This window comes from Sphingomonas elodea ATCC 31461, assembly GCF_000226955.1.
Lineage (GTDB): Bacteria > Pseudomonadota > Alphaproteobacteria > Sphingomonadales > Sphingomonadaceae > Sphingomonas > Sphingomonas elodea.
Genome location: NZ_AGFU01000016.1, coordinates 30596 through 45716, shown reverse-complemented (window position 1 = coordinate 45716; position 15121 = coordinate 30596). Strand labels below are relative to the sequence as shown.

17 protein-coding genes are annotated in these 15121 nt (G+C 67.5%); 13 read left to right on the top strand and 4 right to left on the bottom strand.

Annotated features, from left to right (window positions below):
• Entirely contained in the window at positions 1-879 is an 879-nt protein-coding gene (lgt, locus tag KK7_RS0105820; protein WP_010543700.1) for a prolipoprotein diacylglyceryl transferase, read from the bottom strand.
• Between the two features lie 128 nt (positions 880-1007).
• Here lgt and KK7_RS0105815 point away from each other — a divergent pair, with 128 nt between their 5' ends.
• The 4 genes from KK7_RS0105815 to KK7_RS0105800 all read left to right on the top strand — a co-directional run bounded on the left by KK7_RS0105815 (position 1008) and on the right by KK7_RS0105800 (position 6206).
• On the top strand, positions 1008-3251 hold the full coding sequence (locus KK7_RS0105815) for a xanthine dehydrogenase family protein molybdopterin-binding subunit (protein WP_029622897.1): 2244 nt from the start codon (positions 1008-1010) through the stop codon (positions 3249-3251).
• Complete coding sequence (gene hemH / locus KK7_RS0105810; RefSeq protein WP_010543698.1) at positions 3248-4255, top strand: ferrochelatase; 1008 nt, start codon at positions 3248-3250, stop codon at positions 4253-4255. Before KK7_RS0105815 ends, hemH begins: the two co-directional genes overlap by 4 nt.
• A 35-nt stretch (positions 4256-4290) precedes the next feature.
• Positions 4291-5013 (top strand): acetoacetyl-CoA reductase, encoded by a 723-nt coding sequence (gene phbB / locus KK7_RS0105805; protein WP_010543697.1) that lies wholly within the window; start codon positions 4291-4293, stop codon positions 5011-5013.
• Positions 5014-5210: 197 nt separating this feature from the next.
• On the top strand, positions 5211-6206 hold the full coding sequence (locus KK7_RS0105800; RefSeq protein ID WP_010543696.1) for an esterase-like activity of phytase family protein: 996 nt from the start codon (positions 5211-5213) through the stop codon (positions 6204-6206).
• A gap of 76 nt (positions 6207-6282) precedes the next feature.
• Here KK7_RS0105800 and rpmB read toward each other — a convergent pair whose 3' ends face one another.
• Entirely contained in the window at positions 6283-6582 is a 300-nt protein-coding gene (gene rpmB / locus KK7_RS0105795; protein WP_010543695.1) for a 50S ribosomal protein L28, read from the bottom strand.
• Positions 6583-6730: 148 nt separating this feature from the next.
• Between rpmB and KK7_RS0105790 the strand changes: the two genes are divergently transcribed.
• From KK7_RS0105790 to KK7_RS0105750, 9 genes are all read left to right on the top strand, one after another.
• Positions 6731-6982 (top strand): hypothetical protein, encoded by a 252-nt coding sequence (locus tag KK7_RS0105790; RefSeq protein ID WP_010543694.1) that lies wholly within the window; start codon positions 6731-6733, stop codon positions 6980-6982.
• Positions 6979-7161 (top strand): YqaE/Pmp3 family membrane protein, encoded by a 183-nt coding sequence (locus KK7_RS21800; RefSeq protein ID WP_083836043.1) that lies wholly within the window; start codon positions 6979-6981, stop codon positions 7159-7161. Before KK7_RS0105790 ends, KK7_RS21800 begins: the two co-directional genes overlap by 4 nt.
• Before the next feature lie 64 nt (positions 7162-7225).
• Positions 7226-7654: a nucleoside deaminase gene (locus KK7_RS0105780; RefSeq protein ID WP_010543692.1), complete on the top strand. Its 429-nt coding sequence runs from the start codon at positions 7226-7228 to the stop codon at positions 7652-7654.
• Between the two features lie 60 nt (positions 7655-7714).
• Positions 7715-8218 (top strand): hypothetical protein, encoded by a 504-nt coding sequence (locus KK7_RS0105775; protein ID WP_010543691.1) that lies wholly within the window; start codon positions 7715-7717, stop codon positions 8216-8218.
• Between the two features lie 64 nt (positions 8219-8282).
• Entirely contained in the window at positions 8283-9584 is a 1302-nt protein-coding gene (locus tag KK7_RS0105770) for a hemolysin family protein (protein ID WP_010543690.1), read from the top strand.
• A 130-nt stretch (positions 9585-9714) separates the two neighbouring features.
• Positions 9715-10053 carry a preprotein translocase subunit YajC gene (gene yajC, locus KK7_RS0105765; protein ID WP_010543689.1) on the top strand — a complete coding sequence of 113 codons (339 nt, stop codon included), beginning with the start codon at positions 9715-9717 and terminating at the stop codon, positions 10051-10053.
• On the top strand, positions 10053-11639 hold the full coding sequence (gene secD, locus KK7_RS0105760) for a protein translocase subunit SecD (RefSeq protein ID WP_010543688.1): 1587 nt from the start codon (positions 10053-10055) through the stop codon (positions 11637-11639). The genes yajC and secD overlap by 1 nt, the downstream gene beginning before the upstream one ends.
• A gap of 12 nt (positions 11640-11651) precedes the next feature.
• Positions 11652-12623: a protein translocase subunit SecF gene (gene secF / locus KK7_RS0105755; RefSeq protein ID WP_010543687.1), complete on the top strand. Its 972-nt coding sequence runs from the start codon at positions 11652-11654 to the stop codon at positions 12621-12623.
• Between the two features lies 1 nt (position 12624).
• Positions 12625-12996, top strand: coding sequence for an Mth938-like domain-containing protein (locus KK7_RS0105750; RefSeq protein WP_010543686.1), 372 nt, complete (start codon positions 12625-12627; stop codon positions 12994-12996).
• Here the strand turns inward: KK7_RS0105750 and KK7_RS0105745 are convergent.
• Together KK7_RS0105745 and KK7_RS0105740 are read right to left on the bottom strand one after the other, a co-directional pair.
• On the bottom strand, positions 12981-14195 hold the full coding sequence (locus KK7_RS0105745; protein WP_010543685.1) for a hypothetical protein: 1215 nt from the start codon (positions 14193-14195) through the stop codon (positions 12981-12983). The two genes, KK7_RS0105750 and KK7_RS0105745, sit on opposite strands and share 16 nt — an antisense overlap.
• Before the next feature lie 196 nt (positions 14196-14391).
• Positions 14392-15060 (bottom strand): TylF/MycF/NovP-related O-methyltransferase, encoded by a 669-nt coding sequence (locus KK7_RS0105740; RefSeq protein ID WP_010543684.1) that lies wholly within the window; start codon positions 15058-15060, stop codon positions 14392-14394.
• Positions 15061-15121 lie beyond the last annotated feature (61 nt).

The following is a 15121-nucleotide window of genomic DNA, read 5'->3' as shown; positions in this document are numbered from 1 at the left end:
TCAGGCGACGCTGGGGCCGGTGATCGCCTCGATCCGCTTGCGGCGGCGGGGGGCGGTGGCGATCAGGAAGATTCCGCCCGCGATCATCGGCAGGCACAGCCACTGGCCCATGTGCAGGCCGGTGAGGTCGACCAGCCAGACCAGCTGGCGATCGGGCTCGCGGAAGAATTCGACGAAGAAGCGGCACAGGCCGTAGCCGAGCAGGAAGATGCCGGCGAGCTTGCCCGGCTGGTAGCGCGCATCGGTGCGCCAGAAGAAGAACCACAGCACCGCGAACAGCAGCAGGCCTTCCAGCCCCGCCTCATAGAGCTGGCTGGGGTGGCGCGCCGGCTCGGGCAGGCCGCTGGCGACGGTGCCACGGAAGACGATCGCCCAGGGCACGTCCGCTGGCTTGCCCCACAGCTCGCCGTTCACGAAATTGGCGAGACGGCCGAAGAACAGCCCGAACGGTGCGCAGCAGACCACATAATCGTGGATGCGCAGCCAGTTGAGCTTGTGCTGCCACGACAGCCAGACAATCGCCAGCGAGGTGCCGATCACGCCGCCATGGAAGCTCATGCCGCCTTCCCACAGCATCAGGATCTGCAGCGGATTGGCAAACATCTCCGGCGCATAGAAGATCACATAGCCGAGCCGGCCGCCCAGGATGATGCCGAGCGTCGCGTAGAAGACGAGATCGTCGGCATGGCGCCGCGCCATCGGCGCGCCGGGCTGGGCGAGCAGCTTCATCAGGTACAGCCAGCCGAGCAGGATGCCGCTGATATAGGCCAGCGAATACCATTTGATCTGGAAGAAGCCGAGATTGATCGCCACCGGATTGAGGTGGAGATCGTTGTAGTGAAGATGTCCGCCGGCAGCGGCAAGCAAGGTGGGCAGCACGTCATATCCCCGGCGTGAAATGCGATTGGCCCCGCGATAGAACCAAAATGCCGCAAACCCAAGGGGGCGATCAGGGTGATCGAAAGCCCATGCTGGCGTGGGCGCGCCGCCCGCGATAGAGCGGGCCGATGGCTGGCAAACCCGCACCCCGCATCAGGATCGATCGACGCAGGCTGTTGATCGGCGGCGGCGCGGGCCTCGGCCTGGTGGTCGCCTGGGGGCTGTGGCCGCGCAGCTATGCGCCGAACCTCACCGCAGGCCCCGGCGAGCGCCTGTTCGGGGCGTGGCTGAAGATCGGGCGGGACGGGCAGGTGCGCGTCGCCGTGCCGCAGGCGGAGATGGGGCAGGGCGTCTATACCGCGCTCCCCCAGATCCTCGCCGACGAACTGGGCGCGGACTGGAAGCTGGTCGGCGTCGAGCCCGCGCCGCTCAACCCGCTCTACGCCAATCCGCTGGCCGCGCAGACCCTGTTCGCGGCCGCGCTGGGCGGGCTGCCGGAAAAGATGCAGCGCAGCCATGCCGCCCGCGCGGACCTGATGCTCACCGCCTGTTCCACCTCGATCCGCGCGTTCGAGGACGATCTGCGCCAGGCGGGTGCCGCCGCGCGGGTGCTGCTGTGCAAGGCGGCGGCGCGGCGCTGGGGCGTCGACTGGCAGGCGTGCGGGACGGCCGGCAACGCGGTGATCCACGGCAACCAGCGGCTGGGCTTCGGCGAACTGGCCGAGGCGGCGGCGCGCGAGCGGGCGCCGGCGCAGCTGCCCTTGCGCGGTGGCGACAGCGGGCGGCTTTACGGCCAGCCGCTGCCGCGGCTCGATGCGCCGGCCAAGATCGACGGCAGCGCCAACTTTGCCGCCGATGTCCGCCTGCCCGACATGGTGTTCGCCGCGATCCGCCAAGGGCCGATCGGCGAGACCGAACTCGTCCATGTCGACCGCGAGGCCGCCAACCGGGTGCGGGGCATGCTCTCGATCGTCACCACCAAGCAATGGGTCGCGGCAGTGGCGAACAACTGGTGGGCGGCGGAACGTGCGCTGCAGGCGATGCGGCCGCGCTTCCGCAATCCCGCGAGCGTGGTCAACGACGACAGTATCGACGCGGCGCTCGATGCCGCGCTGGCCGGCGACGGCACCCGCATCGAGGCGAGGGGCGACCTCGCCGGCGATTTCCGCGGCGCGCGGGTGGTGACGGCGGACTATCGCGTCGGCATTGCCCCGCACGCCCCGCTCGAGCCGATGACCTGCACCGCGGACTATGCCCATGGCCGCCTGTCGCTATGGCTGCCGAGCCAGGCGCCGGGCCTCGCCCGCGCGGCGGCGGCCAAGGCGCTGGGGATCGATCCGGCGCGGGTGACGGTGCACGCGATGCTCGGTGGCGGATCGTTCGGCGAGAAGCTGGAAGTCGATGCGGCGGTGCAGGCGGCGCTGATCGCGCAATCGGTCCAGCGGCCGGTGCAGCTCACCTGGCCCCGCGACGAGGACCTTCGTCGCGACCGGTTCCGCCCCGCCGCGGCCGCGCGGCTGACCGCCAAGCTGGGGCAGGGGGGCACCATTTCCGCATGGCTGGCCAAGGTCGCCGTCCCCGCCACGGGACGCGAACTGGCAGCACGGTTGCTCGCTGGCGATACGGTTGCCGCGGCGGGGCTGGCGATGCCGGGCACGGGCGATGCCTCCGCGGTCGAGGGGATCGCGCCCGCCTATGCGATCCCGAACCTCGCGGTCGATCACCATCCCGCCGAGATCGGCGTGCCGACCGGCTATTGGCGCTCGGGGGCGCACAGCTACACCTGCTTCTTCGCCGAAAGCTTCGTCGACGAACTCGCGCATGTCGCCAATCGCGATCCGCTGTCGTTCCGGATGGCAATGCTCGGCAACCAGCCGCGGCTCGCGCGCTGCCTGCAGACCGCGGCCCAGCTCGGCGGGTGGCAGGGCGGCGAGCCGGGCAGCGGGCAGGGGCTCGCCGCCCATGCCTTTCGCGGATCCTATATCGCCGTGATGGCCGAGGCGCGCCTGACGCCCCAGCGCGAGATCGTCGTCGAGCGGCTGGTTGCCGCCGTCGATTGCGGGCGGGTGGTCAATCCCGATCTCGTTCGCCAGCAGATCGAGGGCGGGCTGCTGTTCGGCCTGGCCGCAGCCCTCGGCGCCTCCGCCACGTTCAGCGAGAATATCGCCGACGTGCAGAGCCTGGCCGATCTCAATCTGCCGACGCTGGCGAGCACGCCCGACATCACCGTCGAAATCCTGCCGAGCGGATCGGACCCCGGCGGGGTGAGCGAACTCGCCGTGCCGCCGACCGCGCCGGCCATCGCCAACGCGCTACAGACCGCCACCGGTACGCGGTTCCGCCGCCTGCCCCTGCTATCGGATACCGAATGACCCTGCCTGCCGATCATCCGAAGATCCCGCCTGCCCGCGTCGGCGTGCTGCTGGTCAACCTCGGCACCCCCGATGCGCCCGAGCCGCAAGCGGTGAAGCGCTATCTCGGCGAATTCCTGTCCGATCGCCGCGTGGTCGAGATCCCGCCGCTGCTGTGGCAGCCGATCCTGCGCGGGATCATCCTGCGCACCCGGCCGAAGAAATCGGCGCATGCCTATGCCCAGGTGTGGCGCGAGGACGGCTCGCCGCTTGCCGCGATCACCAAGGCGCAGGCACGCGGGCTGGAGGGCGCGTTCGGGCCGGGCGTGACCGTCCTTCACGCGATGCGCTACGGCAAGCCCTCGGTCGGCGATCAGATCGCGGTGCTGAAGGCGCAGGGGTGCGAGCGTATCCTGGTGGCGCCGCTCTACCCGCAATATTGCGCGGCGACGACCGCCACCGCCAACGATGTTGCCTTCGCCGCGCTGATGGCGATGCGCTGGCAGCCGGCGCTGCGCACGCTGCCGCCTTATTACGATGACCCCGCCTATATCGCCGCGCTGAAGACCAGCGTCGAGGAAGGGCTGGCCGGGCTCGACTTCACCCCCGATGCGGTGATCGCCAGCTTCCACGGCATGCCGCAGCGGACGCTGGAACGGGGCGATCCCTATCACTGCCATTGCCGCAAGACCGGGCGCCTGCTGGGCGAGGCGCTGGGGCGCGAGCTGATCGTCACCTTCCAGTCGCGATTCGGCCGCGCCAAGTGGCTGGAGCCGGCGACCGACACGACGCTGGAGGCGCTGCCCGCCAAGGGCATCCGCCGCATCGCGATCGTGGCGCCCGGTTTCTCGGCGGATTGCCTCGAAACGCTGGAAGAACTGGCGATCCGCGGCCGCGAATCCTTCCTGGACGCGGGCGGCGAGAATTTCGCATATTTGCCTTGTCTCAATGATAGCGGCGCGGGCATGGAGTTGCTCCGACAACTTATCGGGCGCGAACTTGCCGGCTGGGTGAACCCCGCCTAGCCATTTCTTGGGTTTGATTGTGGAGAGGAAGGCACATGGCACGTGTAGCGGTCGTTACCGGCGGTACCCGCGGTATTGGCGAAGCGATCAGTCTGGCGCTCAAGGACGCCGGGATCACCGTCGCCGCCAATTATGCCGGCAATGACGAGAAGGCTGCCGCCTTCACCGAACGCACCGGCATCAAGGCGTACAAGTGGGACGTGGGCGATTTCGATGCCTGCGCCGCCGGCGTGCAGCAGGTGGAAGCCGAGCTCGGCCCGGTCGACATCGTCGTCAACAATGCCGGCATCACCCGTGACGGCACCATCCTGAAAATGACGCGCGACATGTGGGAAGACGTGATCCGCATCAACCTGGGCGGCTGCTTCAACATGGCGCATGCGGTGTTCCCGGGCATGCGCACCCGCAAATGGGGCCGCATCGTCAACATCGGCTCGATCAACGGCCAGGCCGGCCAGTACGGGCAGGTGAACTATGCCGCCGCCAAGTCCGGCATCCACGGCTTCACCAAGGCGCTGGCGCAGGAAGGCGCGCGATTCGGCGTGACCGTCAATGCGATCGCGCCGGGCTATATCGATACCGACATGGTCGCCGCGGTGCCGGCGGACGTGCTGGAGAAGATCGTCGCCAAGATCCCCGTCGGCCGGCTGGGCCAGGCGCACGAGATCGCCCGTGCGGTGGCGTTCCTCTGCGCGGAAGAGGGCGGGTTCGTCACCGGATCGACGCTGTCGATCAACGGCGGCCAGCATATGTACTGAGCGAACAAGGGGGCCGGATCCTGGTGGATCCGGCCCCCAACGTCTCTCGATACGCTACGCGAGAGCAAGTGTACGCGTACAACACCTTCCGATTAGTCCGGTTCCCTTGAGCCTTTCCTGAACGACTTGGTTATTTGTCGTTCATCTTCGCAGGTGCAGCACTGGCGGCCGCGGTGGGAATCGCTAAAGAGTAGGGGATGCGCTTTCGGCTCCGCCTGTTCGCCCTTCCGCCGCTGGCGCTTTCGATTCTGTTCCTCACCGCGTCCGGCAGGGAGTTGCGCACCCCGCTGGGTAGCCGGCCGGAGATGCGGGCGGAGCGCGTCCCGCTTGCGCCTGGCGATCCCGGCCGCACGACGGTCGGGCGACTTCGCTATCTGGGCGGCGTGCGACTGACGAGCCGGGACCTCGGCTTCTCCGGCTTCTCGGCGCTCAGTGTGGCCGGCGATTCGTTCACCCTGCTCAGCGATCGCGGGAATCTGGTGCGCTTCCGGATGGGAAGCGACTGGCGCCCGTTCGACATATGGTTCGGCGATCTTCCCGCCGGGCCGGGAATCGGCGCGTTCAAGAATAGTCGCGATTCCGAATCGCTGACCAGGGACCCCGCGACCGGCCAGTTCTGGATCGGATTCGAATCCAAGAACGCGATCTTTCGGTACGATTCCGCGTTCCGGATGGCGTTGAGCCACGGATATCCGGCCGCGATGCGGCGATGGCCGCGCAACGGCGGTGCCGAATCGCTCGTGCGGTTGGCCGATGGACGGTTCCTCGTGCTCGGCGAGACGGCCCGGCCGCTGAGCGGCGTGCGCGCGCAGCGGGAGGTGCTGCTGTTCCCGCACGACCCGACCCAGGGTGATTCGGAGCCGATGCGGTTCGCATATGTGCCGCCCCCGCACTATGATCCCAGCGACGCGGCGCTGCTGCCCGACGGGCGGTTGCTGGTGCTCGTCCGGCGATTCGCCCTGCCTTCCCTGTTCACGGTGAAGATCGAACTGGTCGATATCCGCGGCGTGCGGCCGGGGCAGGTGCTGCGCGGCACCGAGATTGCGGACTTTTCCGCCCCGCTCCAGCACGACAATTTCGAAGGGCTGGCCGTGCAGCGCGAGGGTGATTCGCTGATGCTGTGGATGGTCTCGGACGACAATGAGCAATGGTGGCAGCAGACGCTGCTGCTCAAGTTCCGCCTCGACCTTTGATACTCCCCGGATGCAGACGCGGAAAAACCCGCCACTGCGCGTGCAGTAGCGGGCCAAACCGTCGATCTGAAGAGGATTAGGCCGCTTCAGCGGTGCCGGCGGACGCCTTGCGCACTTCGCGCTTCAGGCGACGCGCACGCAGCGAGAGATCCTCGTCGCGCGACTTCAGCAGCCAGTTGTCCAGGCCGCCGACATGCTCGACCGAACGCAGGCCGTGCGTCGAGACGCGCAGACGGATGCTCTTGCCGAGCGAATCGGAGATCAGCGTGACGTTCTGCAGGTTCGGCAGGAACGTACGCTTGGTCTTGTTGTTGGCGTGGGAAACATTGTGTCCCACCTGCCGGCCCTTGCCGGTCAGCTCGCAAATGCGCGACATCGCTTCAAATCCTGAGTTGGGCAGAAAGCCGGAAAGGCCGCGCTGTTAGCGTCGATGCGCGTTGCAGTCAACCGATTCACTGGAAACGGCCGCGCAACCCGCTCGCCGCCGGGGCGTTGGGCATATCGAACGATAGGAGGAGAATGGGATGCGCGCAATCCTGGGATTGCTGGGCGTGCTGGTGCTGATCGCGGTCGTGCTGATCGCGCTGGGGTTCCTGAACGTCGATGTGCGCGGCGGCAAGCTGCCCACGGTCGCGGCCGAGACCGGCAAGGTCGCGGTCGGCGAATCGAACAGCACCGTGCGGGTGCCGACCGTCGAGATGAAGGAGAAGCAGGTGAAGCTGCCGACCATCGACGTGCAGAAGGCGCCGGAGCCGACGCCGTCGCCGGCGCAGTGAGCCTAGGCGCAGCCCGAATCGCTGCAGCGGCGCTGTTGCCGCCGTTCGGCATCTATCTGGTGGAAGGGGCGGGCCGCTCCTTCCGGCTGGCGTGCGGGCTGACGATGCTCGGCTTCCTGCCGGGCGCCGGCTATGCGCTGTGGCGCCTGTACCGCCCGCTCGCCGCTTCCGCCGGCTGAGCGCAGGTGACCGCGCCGCCCGGTGCGGCTAAAGCCGAGCGCGATGTTTCCGATCCCTTCACCGATGCGGGCCGCGCTGGCGGCTGCCGAAGCGGCTGCGGCAGCCGGCGAGGTGCCCGTCGGCGCGGTGGTGCTGCTGAACGGTTCGATCGTCGCGACAGGCGCCAATGCCCCGCGTGCGCTGCGCGATCCCACCGCCCATGCCGAGATGCTGGCGATCCGCGCTGCTGCGCATGCGCTCGGTCGCGATCGGCTGGAGGATTGCGACCTGTGGGTGACGCTGGAGCCCTGCGCGATGTGCGCCGGCGCCATCGCCCATGCCCGGATCGCCCGCCTCTATTACGGCGCGAGCGATCCCAAGGGCGGCGCGGTCGAACACGGGCCCCGCCTGTTCGGCCAGCCGACCTGCCACCATCGCCCCGAAGTCTATCCCGGCATCGGCGAGGCCGAGGCGGGGGCGCTGCTCCGCGATTTCTTTCGCAGCCGCCGCTGAGGCCCCTTACTGGCCGAAAACGCCGAAACGCGCTATGGCTGCGCAAACAGGAGAGAGCCGATGCTGCGCTGCCTTACCGCTATCCTGATCATGCTGCCGATGTGCGTCGGTGCCGCCGAGCGGCCGGTAGTGAGCTGGGGCAAGTCCGGCGTGACGCTGGAGGCCTATCGCACCGACGCCGTCGAATGCGGGCGGCAGGGCTATTATCTCGACATCTCGAACACCGAGGCGGCGAAGGTGTTCAAGGACGCCTCGCGGCAGCTGGAAAGCAACGAGGCCGCGCTCAGCATGGTGGGCGGCGATATCGACCGGGCGATGCAGGTCGCCAATGATTCGGGGCGCATCGTCGAGCGTACCCGCCCGGCGGAGCGGATGAAGCAGGTTCGCACCTTGCTGCAGGATACCGTGTCCGGTTGCCTTCGTGCCCGCGGCTACACCCAGTTTCAGCTGACACCGGACCAGCAGCGCCATCTGCGCACCCTTCGCACCGGCTCGGCGGAGCGCCACGCCTATCTCCACGGCCTGGCGAGCAATCCTGCGGTTCTGGCGGCACAGCACCTCTAAATTGCATCCTGCACTGCAAAAGGTTGTGAACTGCCAGCTCCTCCGGATATGAGGGCGGTGCACCATGAGCGCACCTTTTCCCTGGATCGACGTAGCGATCATCTTCGTGCTGATCGCGATCAACGGCATTTTCTCGATGTCGGAGCTGGCCATTGTCTCCGCCCGACCCGCCCGGCTGGAGGCGCTGGCCCGGATGGGCAATCGCGGCGCCAAGACCGCGATGGAACTGGCGCAGGATCCCGGCAAGTTCCTCTCCACCGTCCAGATCGGCATCACCCTGATCGGCATCATTGCCGGCGCCTATTCGGGTGCCAGCCTGGGCGAACCGGTGGGCAAGCGGATCGAGGCGCTGGGCCTGTCCGCCGAGCTTGCCCACACGCTGGGCCTCACGCTGGTGATCGGCCTCACCACCTTCGGCTCGCTGGTGATCGGCGAGCTGGTGCCCAAGCAGTTCGCGCTGCGCTCGCCCGAGCCGATCGCCGCCGCTATGGCGCTGCCGATGCGCTGGCTCTCCTGGAGCACCGCGCCGGTCGTCTGGCTGCTCGATTCGTCGACCGGGCTGGTCTTCCGCCTGCTGCGCCTGAACCGCGAATCGGAAAATCGGGTCACCGCCGAGGAACTGCACCTGATCGTCGCCGAGGCCAGCAAGTCGGGCGTGATCGAGGAGCATGAGCGCTCGATCATCTCCGGCGTCGTCCGCCTCGCCGACCGGCCGGTGCGCGAGGTGATGACGCCGCGGACCCAGGTCGACTGGCTCGACGTGAACCTCGACGGCGCCGGCATCCGCGAGGAACTGCTCGCCACGCCGCATACTCGGCTGCCGGTGGCGGAAGGCTCGATCGATGCGGTGATCGGCGTGGTCCAGGCGCGCGACATCGCCGCCGCTCTGTTCCGCGGCGAGCCGCTCGATCTGCGCAAGCTGATGCGCAAGGCCCCCGTGCTGCCCGACCAGGTCGATGCGATGGACGCGCTCACCGCGCTCCGCCAGGCCGATGTGCCGATGGGGCTGGTGCACGACGAATATGGCCATTTCGAAGGCATCGTCACGCCGGCCAACCTGCTCGCCGCGATCGCCGGCGAGTTCGCCTCCGACGCCGAACCGGGCGACAACCCCAACATCGTCGTGCGCGAGGACGGTTCGCTGCTCGTCGCGGGCGCGACTCCGGCGGACCAGCTCGCCGAGCGGCTCGGCATCGATCTGCCGGAGGACCGCGACTATGCCACCGTCGCGGGCCTGGCACTGGCGGTGTTCAAGCACCTGCCGGTGGAGGGTGAGGTCTTCATCGAACAGGGCTGGCGCTTCGAGATCGTCGATCTGGACGGTCGCAAGATCGACAAGCTGCTGGTGAGCCGCGAGGCGGCCTGAGGTCTTTCGCTTCCGATCCCGGGAATTTCGCCGCAGCCCTTACAGTTGCGCCTCCCTGCCGCGCATGGTAGCGCCCGCGGCTTGAATGGGACCATTCCGCGTCCCTACCTTTCAGGCTTTTCGGGAACCCATGTTCGCCACTCCAGCATATGCACAGGCCGCGGGCGCGGCTGGTCAGGGTAGCACTCTGGCCGGGATCGTATCGGTTGCACCGCTCGTCCTGATCTTCATCGTCTTCTACTTCCTGATGATCCGTCCGCAGCAGAAGCGGATGAAGAGCCTGCAGGACGCCGTGAAGGCGGTGAAGAAGAACGACACGGTGATCACCGCTGGCGGCCTGATCGGCAAGGTCAGCCGCGTCGACGAGACCGAGGTCGAGATCGAGCTCGCGCCGAACGTGAAGGTCCGCGCGATCAAGTCGACGCTCGCCGAAGTGCGCCCGCACGGCGCCAAGCCTGCGAACGACTGATGCTGGATTTTCCGCGCTGGAAGGTCTGGTCGATCACCCTCGGCCTTGCCCTGATGGTCCTGCTCGCGGTGCCGAGCCTGGTGCCGGAGAGCATCCGCAACACCTGGCCGCACTGGGTGCCCAAGCCTGCCGTCAACCTCGGCCTCGATCTCGCCGGCGGTTCGTACCTGCTCCTGGAGGGCGATACGAGCGACGTGCAGCAGACCAAGCTCGAGCAGATGCGCGAGCAGGTGCGCCTGGCGATGCGGCGCGATCCGCGCGTGGACATCGGTGACATCTCGATTCAGGGCGGCAAGCTGAGCTTCATGGTCCGCGATCCCGGCAAGGTGGACGCGGCGCGCGAGAAGCTGCTGCCGATGACCAACGGCGTCGGCACCACCGGCCAGCGCGACTGGGAAATCTCGGTCGTCGATTCGACCCGCTTCGTGCTGACGCCGACCCAGGCGGGCCTGGCGCAGCAGATCGAAACCGCGATGAACGACGCGCGCGAAGTGGTCGACAAGCGCATCAACGCGCTCGGCACCCGCGAGCCGAACGTGATCCGCGAAGGCAGCAACCGCATCGTTGTGCAGGTCCCCGGCCTGCAGGATCCAAGCCAGCTCAAGGCGCTGCTCGGCAAGACCGCCAAGCTCGAGTTCAAGCTGGTCGACACCAGCGTGACCCCGCAGCAGATCGCCAGCGGCGACATCCCCGTCACCTCGCAGCTGCTCCAGTACGAGAATGGCGCGCCGATCGTGGTCAACCGCACCGCGATGATCACCGGCGACATGCTGGTCGATGCCAAGCAGAGCTACGACCAGCAGGGCCGTCCCGACGTGACGCTGCAGCTGGACGGCGCGGGCGCCAAGCGCTTCGCCCGCGTGACGCAGGAGAATACCGGCAAGCCCTTCGCGATCATCGTCGACAACAAGGTGATCTCCGCGCCGAACATCAACGAGCCGATCCTGGGCGGCAGCGCCTCGATCTCGGGCGGTTTCACCGTCGATGGCGCCAATCAGCTCGCCATCGCGCTGCGCTCGGGCAAGCTGCCGATCAACCTGAAGGTCGTGCAGGAATCGACCGTCAGCCCCGAACTCGGCAACGATTCGATTCGCGCCGGCGTCACCGCGTCGGTGATCGCGATCGTCGCGGTCGTGGTGTTCATGGTGCTGACCTATGGCCGCTTCGGCGTCTATGCGAACATCGCCGTGACCCTGAACGTGCTGGTGATCCTGGCGGTGATGGGGATGCTCAACGCAACCCTGACCCTGCCGGGCATCGCCGGCTTCGTGCTGACCATCGGTACCGCGGTGGACGCCAACGTGCTGATCAACGAGCGTATCCGCGAGGAGCGCCGCCGCGGCCGCAGCGTGATGCAGGCGGTGGAACTCGGCTACAAGGAAGCCAGCCGCACCATCTTCGAGGCCAATGTTACCCACGCGATCGCCGGCGCGATCATGCTGGTGCTCGGCTCCGGCCCGATCCGCGGCTTCGCGGTGGTGCTGCTGATCGGTATCGCCAGCTCCGTCTTCACCGCCGTGGTGTTCACGCGCATGCTCGTCACGCTCTGGCTGCGCCGCAAGCGCCCGAGCGAGATCCACATTTAAGGAAGCGCCGACATGCGGCTCCTCAAGATCGTACCCGACAACACCAATATCGGCTTCGTCCGCATCCGGTTCATCGCGTTCGCGATCACCGCGCTGCTGACGGTCGCCGCGATCGGTCTGGTCGCGGTGCACGGCCTCAACTTCGGCGTGGACTTCATCGGCGGCGTGTCGATCGAAGAGAAGTTCGCCTCGGCCCCGCCGCTCGACGAACTGCGCGAGACGGTGAACAAGCTCGGCTATGGCGAGACCACGCTGCAGGAAATGGGCGGCAAGAACCTCGTCACCATTCGCCTGCCGGTGCCGAAGTCGAACGACCCGGGTGCTACCAACGCGATGGTCGAGCGGGTGAAGGGCGCGGTCGCGGCCAAGTTCCCCGGCGCGACCTTCTCGACCTACTCCACCGTGTCGGGCAAGGTTTCGGGCGAGCTGATCCGCAACGGCGTGCTCGCCGTGGTGCTGGCGATCGTCGGCATCGCGATCTTCTCGTGGTTCCGGTACGAATGGCAGTTCGGCGTCTCGACCGCGGTGGCGATCGTGCACGACGTGCTGATGACGCTCGGCTTCTTCGCGGTAACCGGCATGGTGTTCGATCTGAATATCGTCGCGGCGGTGCTGACGATCATCGGCTATTCGATCAACGACAAGATGGTGATCGACGATCGTATCCGCGAGAACATGCGCAAGTATCGCAAGATGGGGATGAGCGAGCTGATCGACCTGTCGGTCAACGAGACGCTGCCGCGTACCGTGATGACGTCGCTCACCATCCTGCTGGCACTGGCCTCGCTGCTGGTGTTCGGCGGGCATGTGCTGCGCGGCTTCACCGCGGCGATGATGCTCGGCATCGTGGTCGGTACCTATTCGTCGATCTATGTCTCGTCCTCGCTGCTGATCACGCTCGGCCTCAAGCCGGGTGTGAAGCCCGAAAAGGCCGACTCCATCGCCAGCAACGCCGAGCGCGTGGGTCCGCGCGAGCGTCCTTGAGATGAAGATCGAACGGCGCAGTGCCGAGGGGCCGCTGATCTCCGGATTTTCCGGCGGCGGCTTCCGGGTGGACGAGAATGTCTATCATGGGCTGATCATCACCCCCCAGCGCGCCGATGGCTGGTCGCCGCCCGCCGTGTCCGAGTTGACCGAGGCGGACCTGGCGCCGGCCTTCGCGCTCGATCCGCAGCCGGAGTTCCTGCTGCTCGGTACCGGCACGACCCTGGTGCGGCCGCCGCTTGCTCTCGTCAAGGCGCTGGAGAAGCGCGGCATCGGCATCGAGGCGATGGACAGCCGCGCGGCCGCGCGCGCCTGGGGCGTGCTCCGCGCCGAACTGCGCTGGGTGGCGGGCGCGCTCTACCCGCTCGGCTGAGCCTCGGCGGCGAACAGCTCGGGCAGCGTCTGCTCCAGCCGCGCCAGCGCCGCCTCCCAGCGATCCGGATCGACGGGGCGGGCGGCATGGGCCAGCACATCGTCCCCCGCATCCAGCGGATCGATCGCGTCGTTCAACAGATATTGCGCGAACCACAGCCGAGCCTGCTCCGGATCCGGGCGGCGGACGGTTCCGGCGGCGATGTCGGCAAGGAAGGGCGCCATGGCCGGATAGGGCGCGAGCCATGCCCCGGTCGCGAAGCGCGTCTCCCGCTGCATCGGCACGCCGAAGAAGGCCGCCAGCGCGAAGGTCTTCGAATCGCCTACCATCATCCCGTCGGCATGGCGGGCCATGGCGAGCGTCGCCGGCAGCATGCCGATCCGCGGCGGCAGCAGCACGACATTGTCGCACGCGTTCACCGTCTCGATCAGCGAAGCGGCATCGACATGCGCATCGTTGAGCGGATGGTTGGAGGCGACCAGCGTGAAGCGATCGCCGATCCGGGCGGAGAGTTCGCGCACCAGCGACGAATTGGGCCTGGTGACCAGCCGATGCATGGCGAAGAAATTATCGTCGGTCTCGCATTCGAGCGGCAGCAGCAGCACCGGGCGGTCGGCGGGGATGCCGAACCGGGCGAACAGCGCCTCGCGCTCGCCGGGTGCGGGGGCGAGGCTCTTCTGGAGTCGGTCCCAGGCCGGTGTGATCATCGCGCGCAGCCGGGCGGCGTGTTTCGCGTCGATCGAGGCGAGCAGGCCATGATCGTGCGGGCGCTCGGCAAGTTGCAGCCAGCGCGGGGGCGGCGCGAACGGCTCGTAGCGGCCCTCCATCAGCAGTCGCACGGTGCCGGGGAAGTGACGGACCGTTTCGTGGTCGGCGGTGCGACACAGCACTAGGTCCGGCGCGAGGCTGCGGACGAAATCGATCAGGCCTTCGGCATCTTCCGGCGCGGTGCGCGTGCTCGGATGGTCGGCACCGTCCATGATGTACCAGTGGACCTCCGACAGATCGGTGCAACGGCCGAGCTCCTCGGGCCCGAGGCCGGTGCCGCGCCAGGGGGCGGGGGCGAGCACATGCACCTCGTGACGCTCGGCGGTGCGGCGGATCAGCGGCTCGACGATGTGGACGAACCACCAGTTGGTGATCATCGGCAGGTAGAAGAGCACCCGCTGGCGCTGCTCGACGTGGGGGACGGACGACAAGGCAAGGCTCCTGCGGGATATGCCTAGAGCATTTTCAAGTTGACCGTTTACGGTCAACGACTCGGAAAATGCGGCAATCGAAAACCTAGGGCGTCTTCGCCCAAGGTGAAAACGCTCTAGTTCTTATAGGCCGCTACTGCCGCCGCCGGTGGGCGCCCGGCAATTTTTGCCTAGTGCCTAGCCTTTGCCGGCGCGGTCACGGGGCGCGGAAGAATGCCGGGATGACATAGCCCGGCGATTTCTCCATGCCGACGCCCAGCCGCGCGCATGCCTCGTCGGCGGCGCGGGTGGCGCCCTGCACCAGCCCGTAATCGTCGAACACCACCAGTCCGCCGCGCGCCATGTGCGGCAGCAGTTGTTCGAGCGCGAAGGCAGTTGGCTCGTACACGTCCATGTCCAGGTGCAGCAGCGCAATCTTCAGGGCGGGCTGTGCGGTCACGAAGTCCGGCAGCGTGGAGAAGACATTGCCCTCGACGAGCGTGGTGTTGGCATAGCCCTTGGCGGCGAGCAGCGCCTCCAGATCGGCGCGGGAGATGCCTTGGCCGCCGGTCGCCTCGAACCGGTCGATGAAGCGCTGGTCCTCCCGCTCCTCGATGCCTTCGCGCGGGAAGGAGCCGAACGCGTCGAAGCCGATCAGCGGCCGGCTATATGCGTTTTCGAGAATGTCGCGGAAGCTGGCGAAGCGCATGAACGAGGCGCCCTTGTACACGCCCAGTTCCACGACGGCGCCCGGCAGGGGCACGATTTGCTTGTACAGCTCGTAATGCGCCAGCAGCTTGGCCATCCGCGAGGGGTGCGAACGCAGGTAGAAGCTGTTCTCCGCCTCATAGGCGTCGATCGCATCGGACGGGTGGTAATGCGGCATCCGGGGCTTCCTCCTGCGCGGGGCGCGCCGCCCTGCACTCCTACGATATGGTTATCATAGG

Coding starts and splice junctions, on each gene's coding strand:
- KK7_RS0105815 (WP_029622897.1), top strand. CDS start 1,008: ATGGCTGGCAAACCCGCACCCCGCATCAGGATCGATCGACGCAGGCTG.
- hemH (WP_010543698.1), top strand. CDS start 3,248: ATGACCCTGCCTGCCGATCATCCGAAGATCCCGCCTGCCCGCGTCGGC.
- phbB (WP_010543697.1), top strand. CDS start 4,291: ATGGCACGTGTAGCGGTCGTTACCGGCGGTACCCGCGGTATTGGCGAA.
- KK7_RS0105800 (WP_010543696.1), top strand. CDS start 5,211: ATGCGCTTTCGGCTCCGCCTGTTCGCCCTTCCGCCGCTGGCGCTTTCG.
- rpmB (WP_010543695.1), bottom strand. CDS start 6,582: ATGTCGCGCATTTGCGAGCTGACCGGCAAGGGCCGGCAGGTGGGACAC.
- KK7_RS0105790 (WP_010543694.1), top strand. CDS start 6,731: ATGCGCGCAATCCTGGGATTGCTGGGCGTGCTGGTGCTGATCGCGGTC.
- KK7_RS0105780 (WP_010543692.1), top strand. CDS start 7,226: ATGCGGGCCGCGCTGGCGGCTGCCGAAGCGGCTGCGGCAGCCGGCGAG.
- KK7_RS0105775 (WP_010543691.1), top strand. CDS start 7,715: ATGCTGCGCTGCCTTACCGCTATCCTGATCATGCTGCCGATGTGCGTC.
- KK7_RS0105770 (WP_010543690.1), top strand. CDS start 8,283: ATGAGCGCACCTTTTCCCTGGATCGACGTAGCGATCATCTTCGTGCTG.
- yajC (WP_010543689.1), top strand. CDS start 9,715: ATGTTCGCCACTCCAGCATATGCACAGGCCGCGGGCGCGGCTGGTCAG.
- secD (WP_010543688.1), top strand. CDS start 10,053: ATGCTGGATTTTCCGCGCTGGAAGGTCTGGTCGATCACCCTCGGCCTT.
- secF (WP_010543687.1), top strand. CDS start 11,652: ATGCGGCTCCTCAAGATCGTACCCGACAACACCAATATCGGCTTCGTC.
- KK7_RS0105750 (WP_010543686.1), top strand. CDS start 12,625: ATGAAGATCGAACGGCGCAGTGCCGAGGGGCCGCTGATCTCCGGATTT.
- KK7_RS0105740 (WP_010543684.1), bottom strand. CDS start 15,060: ATGCCGCATTACCACCCGTCCGATGCGATCGACGCCTATGAGGCGGAG.